This window comes from Chloroflexota bacterium (genome assembly GCA_018829775.1).
Lineage (GTDB): Bacteria > Chloroflexota > Dehalococcoidia > Dehalococcoidales > RBG-16-60-22 > E44-bin89.
The window spans coordinates 1-14270 of sequence record JAHJTL010000115.1 but is presented as its reverse complement, the minus strand read 5'-3'; the positions used below and the strand labels follow the sequence as shown (position 1 = coordinate 14270).

The 14270-nt window shown below is 47.5% G+C and carries 15 protein-coding genes; all 15 read right to left on the bottom strand.

What is annotated here, in order from left to right; genetic code table 11:
• Positions 1 to 82: 82 nt before the first annotated feature.
• Positions 83 to 1021 (bottom strand): hypothetical protein, encoded by a 939-nt coding sequence (locus KKD83_11230; GenBank protein ID MBU2536713.1) that lies wholly within the window; start codon positions 1019 to 1021, stop codon positions 83 to 85.
• Positions 1021 to 2187 carry a glycosyltransferase family 4 protein gene (locus KKD83_11225; protein ID MBU2536712.1) on the bottom strand — a complete coding sequence of 389 codons (1167 nt, stop codon included), beginning with the start codon at positions 2185 to 2187 and terminating at the stop codon, positions 1021 to 1023. Before KKD83_11225 ends, KKD83_11230 begins: the two co-directional genes overlap by 1 nt.
• A gap of 4 nt (positions 2188 to 2191) precedes the next feature.
• A complete protein-coding gene (locus KKD83_11220) occupies positions 2192 to 3343 on the bottom strand; it encodes a glycosyltransferase family 4 protein (GenBank protein MBU2536711.1) in 1152 nt (383 codons plus the stop codon).
• Entirely contained in the window at positions 3340 to 4524 is a 1185-nt protein-coding gene (locus KKD83_11215) for a glycosyltransferase family 4 protein (protein ID MBU2536710.1), read from the bottom strand. Before KKD83_11215 ends, KKD83_11220 begins: the two co-directional genes overlap by 4 nt.
• A gap of 47 nt (positions 4525 to 4571) precedes the next feature.
• A complete protein-coding gene (locus KKD83_11210) occupies positions 4572 to 5225 on the bottom strand; it encodes a class I SAM-dependent methyltransferase (protein ID MBU2536709.1) in 654 nt (217 codons plus the stop codon).
• A gap of 241 nt (positions 5226 to 5466) precedes the next feature.
• Positions 5467 to 6096: a class I SAM-dependent methyltransferase gene (locus tag KKD83_11205; protein MBU2536708.1), complete on the bottom strand. Its 630-nt coding sequence runs from the start codon at positions 6094 to 6096 to the stop codon at positions 5467 to 5469.
• A complete protein-coding gene (locus KKD83_11200) occupies positions 6093 to 7265 on the bottom strand; it encodes a DegT/DnrJ/EryC1/StrS family aminotransferase (GenBank protein MBU2536707.1) in 1173 nt (390 codons plus the stop codon). Before KKD83_11200 ends, KKD83_11205 begins: the two co-directional genes overlap by 4 nt.
• Positions 7258 to 8235, bottom strand: a complete 978-nt coding sequence (locus KKD83_11195) for a polysaccharide deacetylase family protein (protein ID MBU2536706.1) — start codon at positions 8233 to 8235, stop codon at positions 7258 to 7260. Before KKD83_11195 ends, KKD83_11200 begins: the two co-directional genes overlap by 8 nt.
• Positions 8232 to 9368 carry a GNAT family N-acetyltransferase gene (locus tag KKD83_11190; GenBank protein ID MBU2536705.1) on the bottom strand — a complete coding sequence of 379 codons (1137 nt, stop codon included), beginning with the start codon at positions 9366 to 9368 and terminating at the stop codon, positions 8232 to 8234. Before KKD83_11190 ends, KKD83_11195 begins: the two co-directional genes overlap by 4 nt.
• A complete protein-coding gene (locus KKD83_11185) occupies positions 9319 to 10266 on the bottom strand; it encodes a polysaccharide biosynthesis protein (GenBank protein ID MBU2536704.1) in 948 nt (315 codons plus the stop codon). Before KKD83_11185 ends, KKD83_11190 begins: the two co-directional genes overlap by 50 nt.
• A complete protein-coding gene (locus tag KKD83_11180; GenBank protein ID MBU2536703.1) occupies positions 10232 to 11566 on the bottom strand; it encodes a nucleotide sugar dehydrogenase in 1335 nt (444 codons plus the stop codon). Before KKD83_11180 ends, KKD83_11185 begins: the two co-directional genes overlap by 35 nt.
• A gap of 1 nt (position 11567) precedes the next feature.
• Complete coding sequence (locus KKD83_11175) at positions 11568 to 12701, bottom strand: glycosyltransferase family 4 protein (GenBank protein ID MBU2536702.1); 1134 nt, start codon at positions 12699 to 12701, stop codon at positions 11568 to 11570.
• A complete protein-coding gene (gmhB, locus tag KKD83_11170; protein MBU2536701.1) occupies positions 12698 to 13231 on the bottom strand; it encodes a D-glycero-beta-D-manno-heptose 1,7-bisphosphate 7-phosphatase in 534 nt (177 codons plus the stop codon). The genes KKD83_11175 and gmhB overlap by 4 nt, the downstream gene beginning before the upstream one ends.
• Complete coding sequence (locus KKD83_11165; protein ID MBU2536700.1) at positions 13224 to 13799, bottom strand: SIS domain-containing protein; 576 nt, start codon at positions 13797 to 13799, stop codon at positions 13224 to 13226. The genes gmhB and KKD83_11165 overlap by 8 nt, the downstream gene beginning before the upstream one ends.
• 21 nt (positions 13800 to 13820) lie before the next feature.
• Positions 13821 to 14270: GHMP kinase (locus KKD83_11160; protein MBU2536699.1), on the bottom strand; the 450-nt coding region annotated here is incomplete at its 5' end.

Here is a 14270-nt window from a genome sequence, read left to right as displayed (position 1 = left end):
CGCCCCAGTATGCCAGCGATACCGCACACTGCAATCACCTGTTACTTTCTATTTGTTATAGCTTACTTTTCTTTTAGCCGACTCAATATTTTAACATATACACGCGAGAAAGCACATTCTTGACCAGCCAGAAGTGCCGCAGAGGATTGAAGAGAGAGCGGTAGTTGCCAAGTAAATCAGGCAGATTCAGGAAATACGGTCTGTAGCCACCTTCTTGCCAGAGCTGACCGGCCTCACTGACGGTAAGCGATTTAAATTTATACTGAGACAGGAAACTGAAGAACTCATTGCGCCGCCTGACTTCCCAATCTCTGAATCCCGACCCGTCAACTTCTATCGGTTTCCAGGAGTGCGTGCTGAAGTAAAGGATGACCGGTTCCGACATTTCCTCAGCCACAGCCGCCAGGGTTTCCGCACCCCGCTTCATCAATTCCAGTTCATGGCTTTTATTCTCGTGGATGGTTATGCCAAGCCTGGTATCGGTGATGGGAATCATCAGGAGCCTGGCATCGCCTGTTTTGGTGATATCATCATAACTGGGGTGGTAAGGTGAGTCCGGCATATCATACCATCGCATCGAACCCACCACTGAGTTTTTCAACGGCGAACAGTCATAGGCTATATTTAGTTCCTCGAGGGCTCTGATAGTGTTCTCGTTGCTGAAATACCAGTCCGCTTTAAAGGACGAGATGTTATATCCGTTCTCCCTCAATCTAGTTACTGCCGCCGTTATTTCCGATTTACGCGCGGCATAATCGGCCTGCTTGATATGGACGTGGACCGAGACCTCCTGGCCGTATTCGCTCACCTGTTCATAGACTTCGGGATAGCGTAACAGGATGCTCTGTTCCGGGTCACGCTGCTCCTGAATATGAAAGGTGGCTCTGATGTTATACTTGGCGAAGAATTCCAGCAAATGCGGAACGCCCTCGGTAAGCCCTACATCAGCCGAGTACTTTGGCTTACCGTAAAAGCGGACGCTATCAAACTCGGTATCGACATCGGTGACTAGCCAGAGCATTATCCTTTATCCCCGCGAGGTTTAATCATTGTTTCCCAGGCGGTTATCAATTTTTTGGTATTGGCCTCAAAATCAAAGAGGCTTACCGCCCGCTTATATCCTTTATCTCCCATCTGAGTAGCTTTTTGTTTATCCTGCAGCAATTCCTTCATCCTCCCGGCTAATTGCTGGGAATCATTGACGGGAACGATATACCCGGTCTCGCCATCGATAACGATATCAGTCACCCCGCCAACATCGGTGGCGACGATTGGCTTAGCGGCCAACGAGGCTTCCATCAGAATGCGGGCAAACCCTTCGCTCCACGAAGGCAGAACTACCAGGTCACAGGCTGCATAGTAAGCTGGGAGTTCGTCATACGGAATGATTCCCAGGAACCGGATGCTTTGTGAAATGTCCAGTTCCTGGCATAGCTTCTCGAGGTTTTCTTTTTCCGGCCCGTTGCCGATGATGGCAAACAAAGTCCGCGGGCAGGCAGCGAGTACCAGCTTGGCCGCCCTTAATAGGTTCGGGATATTCTTAACCCTCTCCAGTGCTCCAACAAAGAGCACTATCCCATCATACCTGTTCCCTCTAAGGCTGGACTTTACTGTCTCTCCAGCAGCGCCTCTGAATTGGTCGATGCTTTCCTGAGTGGGAAGCGCCGGTATCACGACTACTTTTTCTGGCTTTAGCCGCATCTTTTCAATCAGAATTTTCTGGTTTCGCGTTGCGTCTGTTCTTATCAGGTCTGCGCGATGCAGTGTCCAGCGCATGATAAAAGCATATCCTCGATTGAGCCATCTTTGCCGTAGCCACCAATCATTGAATATTTCAAGACCAAAGGCGTTTATCTGTAATCGACACCCGAACTTTTTTCGCAGCATAACGCCCAGAAAGCCAAGGAGCGCATCTTGAGTCGCAATGATATCCACCTTGCTTTGCTTACAAATATTCCTCGCTTTCAAATAAGCCCTCAGCCACGAAAGCACTCTGGGACCATGGCTCGGGAATATAGTTAATTTTTCGCTCACCTTTATCTCAGCCTGCCGTGTTCTGGACGGTGCCGGCACCACAATGTCCAGCTTATCCAGATAATCAGCGTAACACTTGTGCCGAAGCAGGGTATCACCAACCTGCTTCCCTTCAACCAGTGTCCTGTCGTAACTGAACATGAGGATATGCATCTGATTATCTCGCGGTCAGGCTTAAGATTTGCTCCAGCTCGCCCAACGTGCTTCCCCAGGTGAATTTTTTCACCACCGTTTCGTAGGCTTCTGCTATCATTTTCTGCCTTAACGGCTCATTTTCAAGGAGAAAAACCAGCTTTTCCTGGAGCTGCTGTGTATTACCCGGTTCAATAGTTATCCCATTTCGACCGTCTTCAATGACCTCCCTCGTACCTTCAAGGCCGGTGGCAATTACCGGGCATCGGCACGCCATTGCTTCAATGACCGTGTGCGGCAAACCTTCGTACTTAGAGTTCAGGATAAATACATCCGCACGCTTCAATAGAGCGAGTGTCTGCTCGTGGTTCACTATACCAGTAAAGATAACATATGGCTCAACTCCGGTCTCGAGGCGGTGCTGTTTCAGTCTATCACGCTCTGGCCCATCCCCAACGACCAGCAGCTTGAAATTATGATACTTCTCAGTCAGTGCGGGCACTAATGTTATCAACTCATCGATTCCCTTCCACGCCACAAGTCTGCCGATGGTAATCGCCATCGGCTGTCCATATTTCTCTTTGGCAGCTTTGACTTCGACCAATTCAACCGCGTTGTATACAACCTCGATTTTTGAACTTGGCACCTGATAAAACTCTACCAATAGATTTTTCAGATAATATGAGGGGGTAATTACTCTGGCAGCCTGGTGAAAGACGAATCGCTGTATCCGCATTATCAGCTTAATGTAAAGCCCACCATCTGGTTGAATCAAAAATTCCTCCAGTAACTTGTTTGTTTTCCCAGTATTAACCGCCTGTTCCCAGGCAACATCGCCGACGAATTTAACTACCACCGGCTTCTTTAGCAGCTTTCCAACAATGAGAGAGCAGAAGCCAACCACCACTGCCCCCTGTGCGTAGAGCAGGTCCATTCCCCTGGCAGCACGCAGGAGGGTGAAGAACAGCCGTAATTGTCTTCTCAGGGTGCCGAGAAACCCGTAATTCAAGCGTACCGGAATAACTTCAACATTTTCGACTTTGGGTTTTGCGTCGGTAAAGGTCACTATGCGCACGTCGTGACCTTTTTCCACAAGTCGCCTTGATACTTCATAAGAATAAGTTGCCGGACCACCTATTTCGGGGGGGAATATTGGCGTGGCCAATAGTATCTTCATTGCCCATCTCCGTCCCTGTTCACACCCATTATTTCCTCGTATACGTTTGCCATTTGCTTGAGCACTACTCCCCAGGTAAACTTTTCTTTTACCGTTTTCAGCCCTTGCTCCGCAATGACACGACCGAAATTTTTGTCTTGAATCACTTTCCGTATTGCCCCGGTCAACGTTCCAACATCTTTCGGTGGTACAAGCAATCCATTCTTTCCATTGATAATTATATCGGTAATACCACCAACTCTGGTTCCTATCGTTGGAATTCGGCAGGCCATTGATTCAATAAAGGAGATACCAAAACCTTCATTTATCGATGGTCGACAGAAAGCATCTGCGGCACTGAGATAATCAGGCAACTTACTGTGCTCCAGATAACCAAGCAGTGATACTCTATCTCCAAGTTTCAGAGTGTTGATGAGGCTTTCCAGAGATTTGCGCTGTTCACCGTCTCCAATGATAATTAGCTTTAAACCCGGCACATTGGCTACTGCCCTAATCAGATAATCCAGTCCATTCTTGGGGGTCAATCTGGATGAACTGACGATGATTTTCTCGTCAAGCCTGTACCCTAATTTCTTCCTCATCTGGCTCCTGTCCTGGGGGAGGAAGATGCGCGTGTCAACTCCATTGGGGACGACACATACCTTTTCAGCGCCAAACTTTCTTGCCGCATTAGCAATATGGGTGCTGACTGTATGCACCAAATCGGCCTTTCTCAAGGACCAGGTAATAAACGGCATTTCCAGCATCCGGATGATTAAGTTTGATTCCTTGTACTCGCCGATATCACCCCCTTGAAGTGTGACCAGCAATTTCTTGTCCCTTTTGGTGGCTGCACCGCAGACCATAGCCGGGAAGATATGGCTGTGGATAATATCATAGTTATGCGTTCTATCAAGTTGTATGGTTTTCCATATCATGCGCCATATGCAAGCCATTACATCGATGTTTTTTACCTTTGCTGTTTTGACCCGATATACATTGACCCCATTGATTACCTCAAACTCTTTATTCCAGTTTTCCGTATACAAATCGGGCTTGCGCCAGATTCCGGTGACAATATCAACCTGATTCCCTTTGGCAACCAGATATTCCGCCAGCTTCTGCATGAATATCTCGGCGCCGCCAATCCACGGGAAATAAGCCCCCTGTTGCATCAGTATTTTCATAGCTCTAGGTGCCATTTCTCTAATACTAGATTATGTTAGTTCTTAGTTCACAACTATAATGCTTAACTTTCCGGCTTTCTTACCTTTATGGTCAAGAATTGAGAGTACCTGGCCCACGTGAAATGCTTCGACAGAAATAAAGGTAAGGGTTGTAAACCAACCCCTTTCTCTACCTCAACTTTAAAGCCGTGGAATTGAAATAACCTTTGTAAAGACAGTGTGGTAAAGATTCTCCGATGCCTTCGATATGAAGCAATCTGCTGACCATTACATGGGTCCAGCGGATTTCCACATATTATTTCATCACTAACGGCGGTAGCGGGTGGTTGATAGCCCAAGATGAGCGAGAATATATTATGCGGAGTCGCTAGATTCGGAGTTGAGGCAATACATGTGCCCCTATTTTTCAAAACCCGGTAGCACTCTTTTATGAAGTTATCCGTGCTATTTACATGCTCAATAACCTGATTTGAGATGACAATGTCGAAACTAGCATCTTTGAAAGGAAGACCTATGTCGACATCACCTATAATTATATTTACGCTATTTTTATGCGCTTCTTCAGCGTATTTAGGAGATATTTCAATTCCGTATATTTCACCAACTCTTATTTTACTGGCGAGCTTTCTTATGAGCTTTCCCTCTGCACAACCAATGTCCAACACTCTTGCCTTTTCACATGGCTCAATTAGATCTGCAAGGGACTCTCTATTCATACGAGAAGTTCCTCCCGAGATGCGCTGTAGATATCTCTTTATCAAATCAATCAAAATATTATGTCCCTCTGCCAGCCCATTATTTTTTCACTGCTTCACAGGATACAGTGAGAGATATACTTTTGTTTTTTATTTATGAATTCAACCAGTATTGTTCTGGCCAATAAAGGGCTCAGCAATCTGCCCAGTGTTTTCTCAAATCGTAAACGGGTTATTCTATTACCAAAAGGTGGCGCATTGTTCATTCGCATACTTTTTGAATTTTCAGTCCCAGCTCGTTTTCAAACCTCTTTTTCAGACCCAGTTTACCATAGTGGAAATACTTGGTCTCTTCTCCTCTGCTTCGTTTCTGGCTGGCTTTTCTATACTGGAAATAACTTCTAACGGAACGCAGAGGTTGGTACAGGTTGGGCATCCTTATAAAGTCAATGAATAAGTGCCCGTCTCCAGCAACAACACGGCTGGCTTCCTCTGTAGCACCGTAGTAGGCCGCTGCACTTTCGCTCCCGGTACTAACAGCTATATCAAAGGAATTGTCAGGGAATGGCAGCTGGTAGACGCTGGCCAGGATTAAACTCACCTGACCATGCAGTTTTCTCTCCTCAAGTAACCGCTTGCCGACACCGAGCGCTTCCTCAATGATGTCCACGGCCACAATCTGACATCCCGTTTTTTCAGCGAGACAGACATCCAGTTGGCCCTGGCCGCAGCCAATGTCCAGCAGAAGCGGTTTTTTCTCTCCAGGGAAGGAGCGCTTAATCCTTGTTGCGATTATTTCCGCTACCGATTCAAGGTATACCTGGTGTGTCAGGGAAGAGCGGAATGTTCTCCAGTAATGTCCCCATTTTTCTATACTGACCTTCGCATTCATGAGATGAGCCTCTCGATTGCTCCCTCTAATGTGTCAAATAAAGCATTAACATCGCTTTCCTGATAGCCCTCTTTAACCGGCATATTTATTACCGACTTCGCCAAAAGTTGCGCATTACGGCAGTCATGCTTAAAATAGTCACGGAAAAAGGGTAAGGACACCGGGGCGTCGTGCCAGAGACGGTCCATAAAAATACCTTGCCGTCGAAGGGCGGTTAGAAGGCCATCGCGAATGTGGGCGATTTCGGGGCGGAGCCTGACGCTGAAATTGAAACCCGATGGTTCATTGGCAACATCAATTCGTTGAGGAATAACGTACTTGCTTACGCTGGCTCGCTTCTGGTAGTGCCCCAAGATAACTCTTTTTCGTTCCACCGATTCTCGAAGAGCCGGGAGCATGGTAGCAAAGAGAGATAATGATAAGGAAGACGGCCGGCGTAATCTCGGTAATCGCTGGAATTCCGCTGATTCCAGTGAAGGATACCTCCGCTGACGTATCAAATTTAGCCCATACTGTTGAGGTCCTGAGGTCAGCCAGAATAAACGGGCAAGTTCATTACAGCTTATGATGGAGTGACCGAGTTTCTCAATATTGAGGTCTGATATCAGGATAGCACCATTAATGTTTGGTACTTGTTTATACATGCTAATTAAAACCGCATCACCGAAACGGCCGACATATTTATTCTTATACCGGGCAAATAGAGCCTGGGCCACGTCCTCAATGAGGTAGATGGGGTGCTGTCGCGTTCTCTTCAGTATCTCATCCATATTGGCTGGTACCCCAAAAGTATGATTAACAAACAACGCGTCAGCTCTGGCCAGTTCTTCTTCAGGGATACTGTTTATATCTAAATTGAAATCTTCGAGATTCACATCCATCAAGTTAGGTTTCACGCCGGCCTTGATGGCAGCCAGAATAACCGTTGGGCAGATAAAGCCAGGAAAGATGATTTCCTTTCCGGCAAATTTTTGTTGAAATAGGAGATATAGGGCATTGCGACCGTAATTGAAAAAGGCAAGGTTTTTCCCCTTATCTATAATTTCAGAATCACAGAGATATCGGCTGACATAGGTATCATTCTGCCCCTTGACACAATTGAATACCGCACGGCAGAGTGTCCCTGGAGAAACCCGGTTAACGATATCGTAGCTACCGTAACTAACCATCTTGCTTGCTGTCCAGTAACTGCGCTAATTCCTTCAGGCAAACATATCTCAATTGGTATCTTTCCTTGAGCAACTGTAGTTTACGACGCAACAATTCATAGTTATCTTTGGAGCAGTAATCATACCCTTTTTTCTCAGTCCATTCCCTGAATTCCCAGGGGTGTGCCAGAAACACCAGATGAGGTTTTGTTCCAGCATTTATCTGAAAAGACATGACTTCATCAACGTAACCAAGCAGGTGGTGGTCATTGGTTATGGCAAGCCATGCCATATTGAATACCTCATAAGCAACAAAAGGTAATAAATACCTGGTTCGAATGCGTGGGTCTGGAGCAGCCGTAATCGGAATACTCAAGAGGGTACTGGCTGAGCCTAAAGGTCTGGCTGGCAGCGGTGGTATTCCGTAGTATGATGGTGCTGAAGAGTCGACCAAAAAACCTTGTTCTTCTAAAAGTTGCAGCGTATCAGTATCAGCCACCAAATCGGGTGCTCTAAAAGAAACTGGCGCCGCTAAATGACTAGTTGAAAAAGCTTTTAAGCCTTCTTCTAGCAACATTTTCCTGGTATCGTAGGAAATCGGTTTTTGAGGCAGAAACCATTTCGCTTTACCCCATAGCTCGTGCGCATAGCCGTGTAAGCCAATCTCATGTCTGGGCTGTAAATTGAGAAGCAATTGGGCATATCTCTCGACTATATCACCCTGCACAAACAAGGTGAAAGCAGCTTGCCATTCCTCAGCTAACGCCGGCAACTGCTGCAGAAATGGCCCAATCGCATCGAAAGATACTTCTCTTGCTGAGGAGCCAAAATCATATTCAACATCAAAGGTCAAGGCAATCAATAATGGAGATTTGTCGGGTATATCCACATTAGATAACCTTTTACTCCGCTGCTTTAGCTTCACGTAGGGAATAAAATAGGGCATTCGCGGGTCGGATAACAGGTCGGAAAGGCGGGCTGGAGAAATCATATGCCAAAGCCTGCCTTTTGCACTCTACTTTTTAGGGCAGATGGCAGCCTTTTGTGGATGAATCTGCCCAGTTTCAACGCTGCTTCCCTGACCAAGAACCGGTTTCGGTCAAACGGTAAGCAGATAACATAGTCCTGATTAAATTGACCTCCAAATTTGCTCTTCTGTGCATAGTTGGTGGACGTGGGGTCAGACGGGGTCCCTCCAAAGCTGACTACCTTGTACCCGTTCTGTTCACACCATTTGATTAATCCCCAACTCAAATAGAAATAAGTTCGATACTGGGTTTCAACCTTCCGGTCAAGACCAATGTAAGTCTGATAGACGGTTTTTTTCGGCGGAAAAAGGAAAAAGCCTTCACCGCCAATATACTTCCCATCACCTGCGGTCAGGATGATGTTGAAATATTCGGGGTAAAGCTTGTCCCAGAGCAGTCGAAAAAAGGAGTATGGATGCGGTGCCCCGCCGATGTACTTCATGTTGCTATAATACAGTTCATAAAAGGCTTCCAGATCGGATAAGTCCCGTGCTGGAATATTTTGGAAGCCGTCTTTCTCAAAGCGACGAATATAGGTTCGCTGCCCGCTCTTCTGAGTAAAGACCTCGTTCCAGATAAAATCCGAAGGGCTTTGTGCTAAGTCCAGGTTCATTGACCCACTTGAGGTGTCAACGGTCATACCTTTAGTATTGAAATGGCTGGCTGTGGTTTCATCCGGGCACCTGATTTTAACGTAGGTTACACCCTGTTTGGGGTAGAATTCTTGAATGTAATCGTTGAGTGCTTTAAGCGCCGCCGGTGCCTTTGAAGCTTCGACCAGCGGGCCGCCAAAATCTGATTCGGGCAATGAGTCCAGAATTCTGAAGAACCCCAGTTTTTTCGTCAGGGCAAAAGGGCATACGCCAACCAGATGGCCAGATTCATCGCGTATTACCAGATATTCAGTGTCAAAGGAGAACGATTCTTCGAGAACTCTTTTCCATTGGAGGGCGTGGTAGAAAGTTCCTCCAGCAGCATTGACAATGAACTGTTCCCATTCTTCCTCATTGCTCAGTTTCTCAACCAGCATCTGCGAGCCCCGGCGATTAGAAGTCTTTATCAGCGGCGTGCCTTTGCAGCCATGTCTTAATTTCATCAAGGCTGAGTTTCTTCCCCTGCTCGGAGGTACGGTGCATCATATCTGTAACCACGTCTTCTCCAGGCATGAAAAGCTTCTCGTGCATTTTTTCACCCTGAAACTGGCCGACTACTTTCATCATCGTTGTCTTATTTCCGTACAACTCGATAAAGGCCTGCGCCAAATCCCCTATCTGAATAACTCTCTGTGGCGGTATATATATCTTGCCGCTTTCCCCATTCTCCAGGATGGTGATAATGTATTCAGCGAGTTCATCCACATTAATGAAAAAGCGTGTCATCTCCGGATTAGATACCGTGATTTCATTGTTCCGCTTTATCTGCCGATGCCAATTTTCAATAACACTGCCTGTAGAGCCGAAAATATTCCCTGACCTGACTACCATAAATCGTTTGTTGGTATTTTTATCAGCCTCAGCCAGCGTCATCTTTTCCACAATTAACTTGGTGGCGCCATAGCAGCTGGAGGACTCCACAGCCTTATCGGTAGACATACTGATAAAGGTATTACCTTTGAACAATTTGAGCAGGCTTGTCGTGGCGTGGACGTTAATCGAGATGGCTTCAGACGGGGATAACTCGCAGAGATTGATGTATTTCATCGCTGCCAGATGTACCACGGTATCTATATCTTTCAGGGCAAACTGTAATATTTCCTCGTCCCTGACGTCTCCGATAATGGGTTCAAACCTGTCGCTGGGACATACGGAAAGCAGTCTGATGATGCCTTCACCGCTCCGGGCAATCGCGCTGACTTCCAGGTCTTCATATTTGTCCAGCAGCTTTTTCACCAGATGCCTGCCCAGAAATCCGCTGCCACCGGTAATCAACACTTTGCGCTTCTGATTACCACGTCCTTTTTTACTTGCCCAGCCAGTGCTCGGTGCCTGCGACATGATATTCGATCCCCATTTCGCCAAGATTGAATTCGTTCCATATGCCCACGTTATCCAGAATCAGTTTGCATGTTTTAAGATTGCTTAAAATCCGATTTCGGGGTATTGCCTGGTAATCCCTGTGGTCAGCGACAATCAATATGGTATCAAACTGGCCGAGGTCATCGGGAAAACGGAACGTTTCGGCGTCACATATCTGCTTGACCTCTTCTGCCGTGTAGTACGGGTCGTGTACCTTCACCGCAATGCCCTTCTCTTTCAGATAGGCCACGATGCGCAAAGTCGGGCTTAGAGTATGAACCTTGAGGTCTCCTTTATAAGCTAGCCCGAGAATGCCCACTTTCCGGGCACCTTTTTTAACGACAGTCTCCGCAACCATAAAAGGTAGATTGCGGTCGGTTTCAATTGCCGAGTTCAAAATACTGAGTTTATCGGCACTTTTGGTACCGGAGAGAACGTACTGGCTTGATAAGGGGATGCAGTAGCCTCCGGTGCCAAAGCTGGGATGGTAGGTGCCAATATTCCATTTGGTGCCCACCAGCGCCAGAACTTCGCGCATATCGATATCGGGATAGGCCAGCGATAATTGATTTGCCAGCGTGATTTCCACATGCCGGTAGGCATTCTCGATGCTCTTGACCAGTTCGGCGTGTCGATGGTCTTTAGCCGGCAGTATGGTGTCGCAGACTATGCTCAGGACTTCTTTCATCAGTGCTGTAGTCTCAGATGTAGTACCTCCCACCACCCTCGGCAGGTTCTTCAGACTTTTCTCCGGACTTATAAACCAATCGCGGCGCGGTGCCACACCAACCAGTATATCTTTGCCCACCTTCATCCCCTTCTTATCGAAGGCAGGTATGATTATCTGCTCGGTTGCGTTAGGGGTTAGCGTTGACTCAATAATGATGAGCGGTGGCGATTTTATACTCTTTTTATTGAAACCGGATAGCTTCTCCACCACATCGATAAGAATTCCATCATAGGGCACATCATCTTTTTCTGTGGGGATGCATACCAAATGTACCGGTATATCTTCGCTGATAAGCTGCTGCCATTCGCCGGTTGCCTTCATCATGCCGGAGATGACCAGCGGTTTGGTGTCAAAGCCAAGCCAGTATTCGATATTGCGTATTGGCAGCACACCCTGGTTTATCTGGTCGACTTTGCCGGTATCAACGTCCGTTCCCAGGCACCTGACACCCCGGTTGGCGAAATGGGCCATTGATGAGTAACCGATGTAGCCGATTCCCCAGATACCGATGGTTTTCTCACCGCTCAGCAGTTTCTCTTTCAGTGCCATGTTACACCTGATTATCCTTCATTTTAGAGCCAGCAAGGCGCAAGAACAACCCTTCATATTGTTCGCTAACCTTATCCAGCGAGTATTCCTGCATAATTATATCTTCTTCCACTGCTTCAACGCCACTGTCGATAACCTGTCCGATTTCTTCAAGCCTATCTACCAGATGCAGATTTGGCGATTTTATCTCCGGTACCCCTCCAACCCTGGTGGCGATAACCGGCCTTCCCAGAGCCAGCGCTTCCAGCACCACATTGGGCACCTGTTCACATATTGAGGACAAGAGCAGGACATCGCATGACCTTATTATTGACAGTGTTTCATCATGTGGCCTTTTCCCAAGCAAGGTAACTTCTCCTGCCAGATTCAGCCGCTGGATTAGTTTTTCAACTCTGGCGCGTTCCGGACCATCCCCGACAAGGACCAGTTTGAATTTCTGCTCCCAGCCGGCTAAGACTTTTATCAAGTTATAAACGTTTTTGGTTCGTATCAGTGCCCCAACATGTAGGAGAAATAGCTCATCTTCTTCAATGCCTAAATCCTCGCGTACTTTTTTGAAATCTGTCCCTTCTCTTGTCCGTTTAATTGCCGCCGGGTCCAGCAGGGTATTGCATATGACCTCAATTTCTGCTTTTGTACTGGCGGATACCTTATTCGCCGTGTCTGGACACTGCACCACCAGAGTGTTGTGCTTACCCAACCGTATGGTCAATATTTCCGTGATATAGTTGAACAAAGCCAAAAGCGGATTTGCCAGCCGGAACCATTTACGGCCGCAGAAATGACCCAGCAGCGTAATCGACGGCACGCCATATCTGCGGGCGAGCCGTGTTGCCGGTATGGTAGGGACATAGCCCAGGTTATAGATGATATCGATTTCCCTTTCCTGCAGCCACTTTTTCAGATATGAATGCAGCTTCACAGCGAAGATAAACCGGCGTACAAGATTTCCCGTGGGAAACGGTCGGAATATTTCTATTCCTTCTTTGCCCTCGTAATCAGGTTCTCCGTTGCGTCGGGCGGTGATAACGTGAATCTGGTGGCTTTTACGGGTCAGCGTGCGACACAATTCCCACAGCGATAATTCGGCACCACCATAGGGGAAAAAATATTCGGATACCACAAGGATTTTCATTTCTGATTGATAATCCACAATGCAGCCTGGTAAAGGTCGGGCGCAGTGTAATCAGGCGAAGACGATTTGGAATCATTCTCACCGGGGTCAGATGGAATCAACACGGTACGGCAGCCCACATTTTGGCCAAGCCGAATATCCAGAGGTTTGTCACCCACCACGAAGGACCGTTTAAGGTCGATATCATGTTCGTTCACCGCCCGCAGAATCATTTGCGGCTTTGGCTTGCGACATTCACAGTTATCATCAGGGTGGTGAGGGCAGTAATAAATGCCGTCAATCCGGGCGCCCCCTTCGGCTAGTTGGCGCAGCATCTTGCGGTGAATCTGGTCGAGCACATCCTCGGTGAAATAGCCGCGGGCAACGCCGGACTGATTGGTAACCACGATTACGCTATAACCATGCTCGTTGAGTAACTTGATTGCTTTGGCGGTATTTGGGAAAAGCTCAAAATCCTCGGGACGACTGCAATACGATACATCTCTCGCCATTGTGTCATCCCGGTCGAGAAAGACGGCGCGGTTAGCCACCAGCTATCCTCTCTTTAACCAGACAGGTGAAGATATGGTCCAGAACCAGATGAGTGTCCTCCACCTGGCCGTAGTCCCGACTTGACAGCACGATGGATTTATCCGATAACCCCTTCAGCTTGCCACCGCCGAAGCCGATAAAGCCCACTGTTATCGCCCCGGCGCTGCGAGCGTATTCCATTGCCTCCAGCACGTTGGGCGAATTACCCGACGCGCTTATACCGATAACCACGTCTCCCTTGTCCACCTGCCCAATTAGCTGCTCTTTAAAGACCGAATTGTAACCTACGTCGTTAGCCAGTGAGGTAATGGCGGCAATACTATCCGCCAGGCTGATGGCTCGAACCCGCGGTTTTCCTTCTTTCGCCGTACCTATACTGATGTCGCGGGCAAAGTGGGATGCCGTGGTCGCGCTGCCGCCGTTGCCCATAAATACCACTTTCTTGCCATCCGAACAGGCCTTCATAATTATGTCAACTATTTCAATTACGTCCTTTTCTGCAATCTCCTCAAGGCAGGAACGCAATCCTTTCAGGTAATCACCGATTATCTCATGCTCAGATTTCATCGTATCACCTCTATCCAATGATTAAATGACATAGATTATTTTACTCCCCTCCGGTTCGAAGGAGAATTCCAGAGCCGACAGGTCGTTGAGCGCTTCTCTGACCTGCGGCTGCTTCGATTGCGGGCAGTACAGCAGCAGAAAACCCCCTCCCCCGGCACCGAGCACTTTGCCACCAATCGCTCCGGCGTTCAGTGCTTTTTCATAGCAGTCATCGATCTTGTCATTACTGATGCCACTGGCCAGTTCCTTCTTCAACTGCCATCCGTTATGCAGCATCTCGCCGAAAGCATTTGCGGTAGCATTACTGTTGAGCTGTTCTTTTAAATCAACAGCCATATCACGCATTTTCCTCAGGCTCGCCATTTTATCCGGCTGCTGAGTTTGCTCTTTCTGCTCCTGTAGAATGCTGCTAGCTTGGTGGATATCGCCGGTATACAGCAGCAGCAGGTTTTGCACCAGTTCGTCTTTACG

What these genes read in the sequence shown, in the direction of transcription:
- KKD83_11180 (MBU2536703.1), bottom strand. Translation starts at nt 11,566, where the DNA reads ATGGCACTGAAAGAGAAACTGCTGAGCGGTGAGAAAACCATCGGTATC.
- KKD83_11205 (MBU2536708.1), bottom strand. Translation starts at nt 6,096, where the DNA reads ATGAATGCGAAGGTCAGTATAGAAAAATGGGGACATTACTGGAGAACA.
- KKD83_11210 (MBU2536709.1), bottom strand. Translation starts at nt 5,225, where the DNA reads ATGAATAGAGAGTCCCTTGCAGATCTAATTGAGCCATGTGAAAAGGCA.
- KKD83_11230 (MBU2536713.1), bottom strand. Translation starts at nt 1,021, where the DNA reads ATGCTCTGGCTAGTCACCGATGTCGATACCGAGTTTGATAGCGTCCGC.
- KKD83_11225 (MBU2536712.1), bottom strand. Translation starts at nt 2,187, where the DNA reads ATGCATATCCTCATGTTCAGTTACGACAGGACACTGGTTGAAGGGAAG.
- KKD83_11195 (MBU2536706.1), bottom strand. Translation starts at nt 8,235, where the DNA reads ATGATTTCTCCAGCCCGCCTTTCCGACCTGTTATCCGACCCGCGAATG.
- KKD83_11190 (MBU2536705.1), bottom strand. Translation starts at nt 9,368, where the DNA reads ATGAAATTAAGACATGGCTGCAAAGGCACGCCGCTGATAAAGACTTCT.
- KKD83_11185 (MBU2536704.1), bottom strand. Translation starts at nt 10,266, where the DNA reads ATGTCGCAGGCACCGAGCACTGGCTGGGCAAGTAAAAAAGGACGTGGT.
- KKD83_11220 (MBU2536711.1), bottom strand. Translation starts at nt 3,343, where the DNA reads ATGAAGATACTATTGGCCACGCCAATATTCCCCCCCGAAATAGGTGGT.
- KKD83_11200 (MBU2536707.1), bottom strand. Translation starts at nt 7,265, where the DNA reads ATGGTTAGTTACGGTAGCTACGATATCGTTAACCGGGTTTCTCCAGGG.
- KKD83_11175 (MBU2536702.1), bottom strand. Translation starts at nt 12,701, where the DNA reads ATGAAAATCCTTGTGGTATCCGAATATTTTTTCCCCTATGGTGGTGCC.
- KKD83_11215 (MBU2536710.1), bottom strand. Translation starts at nt 4,524, where the DNA reads ATGGCACCTAGAGCTATGAAAATACTGATGCAACAGGGGGCTTATTTC.
- KKD83_11165 (MBU2536700.1), bottom strand. Translation starts at nt 13,799, where the DNA reads ATGAAATCTGAGCATGAGATAATCGGTGATTACCTGAAAGGATTGCGT.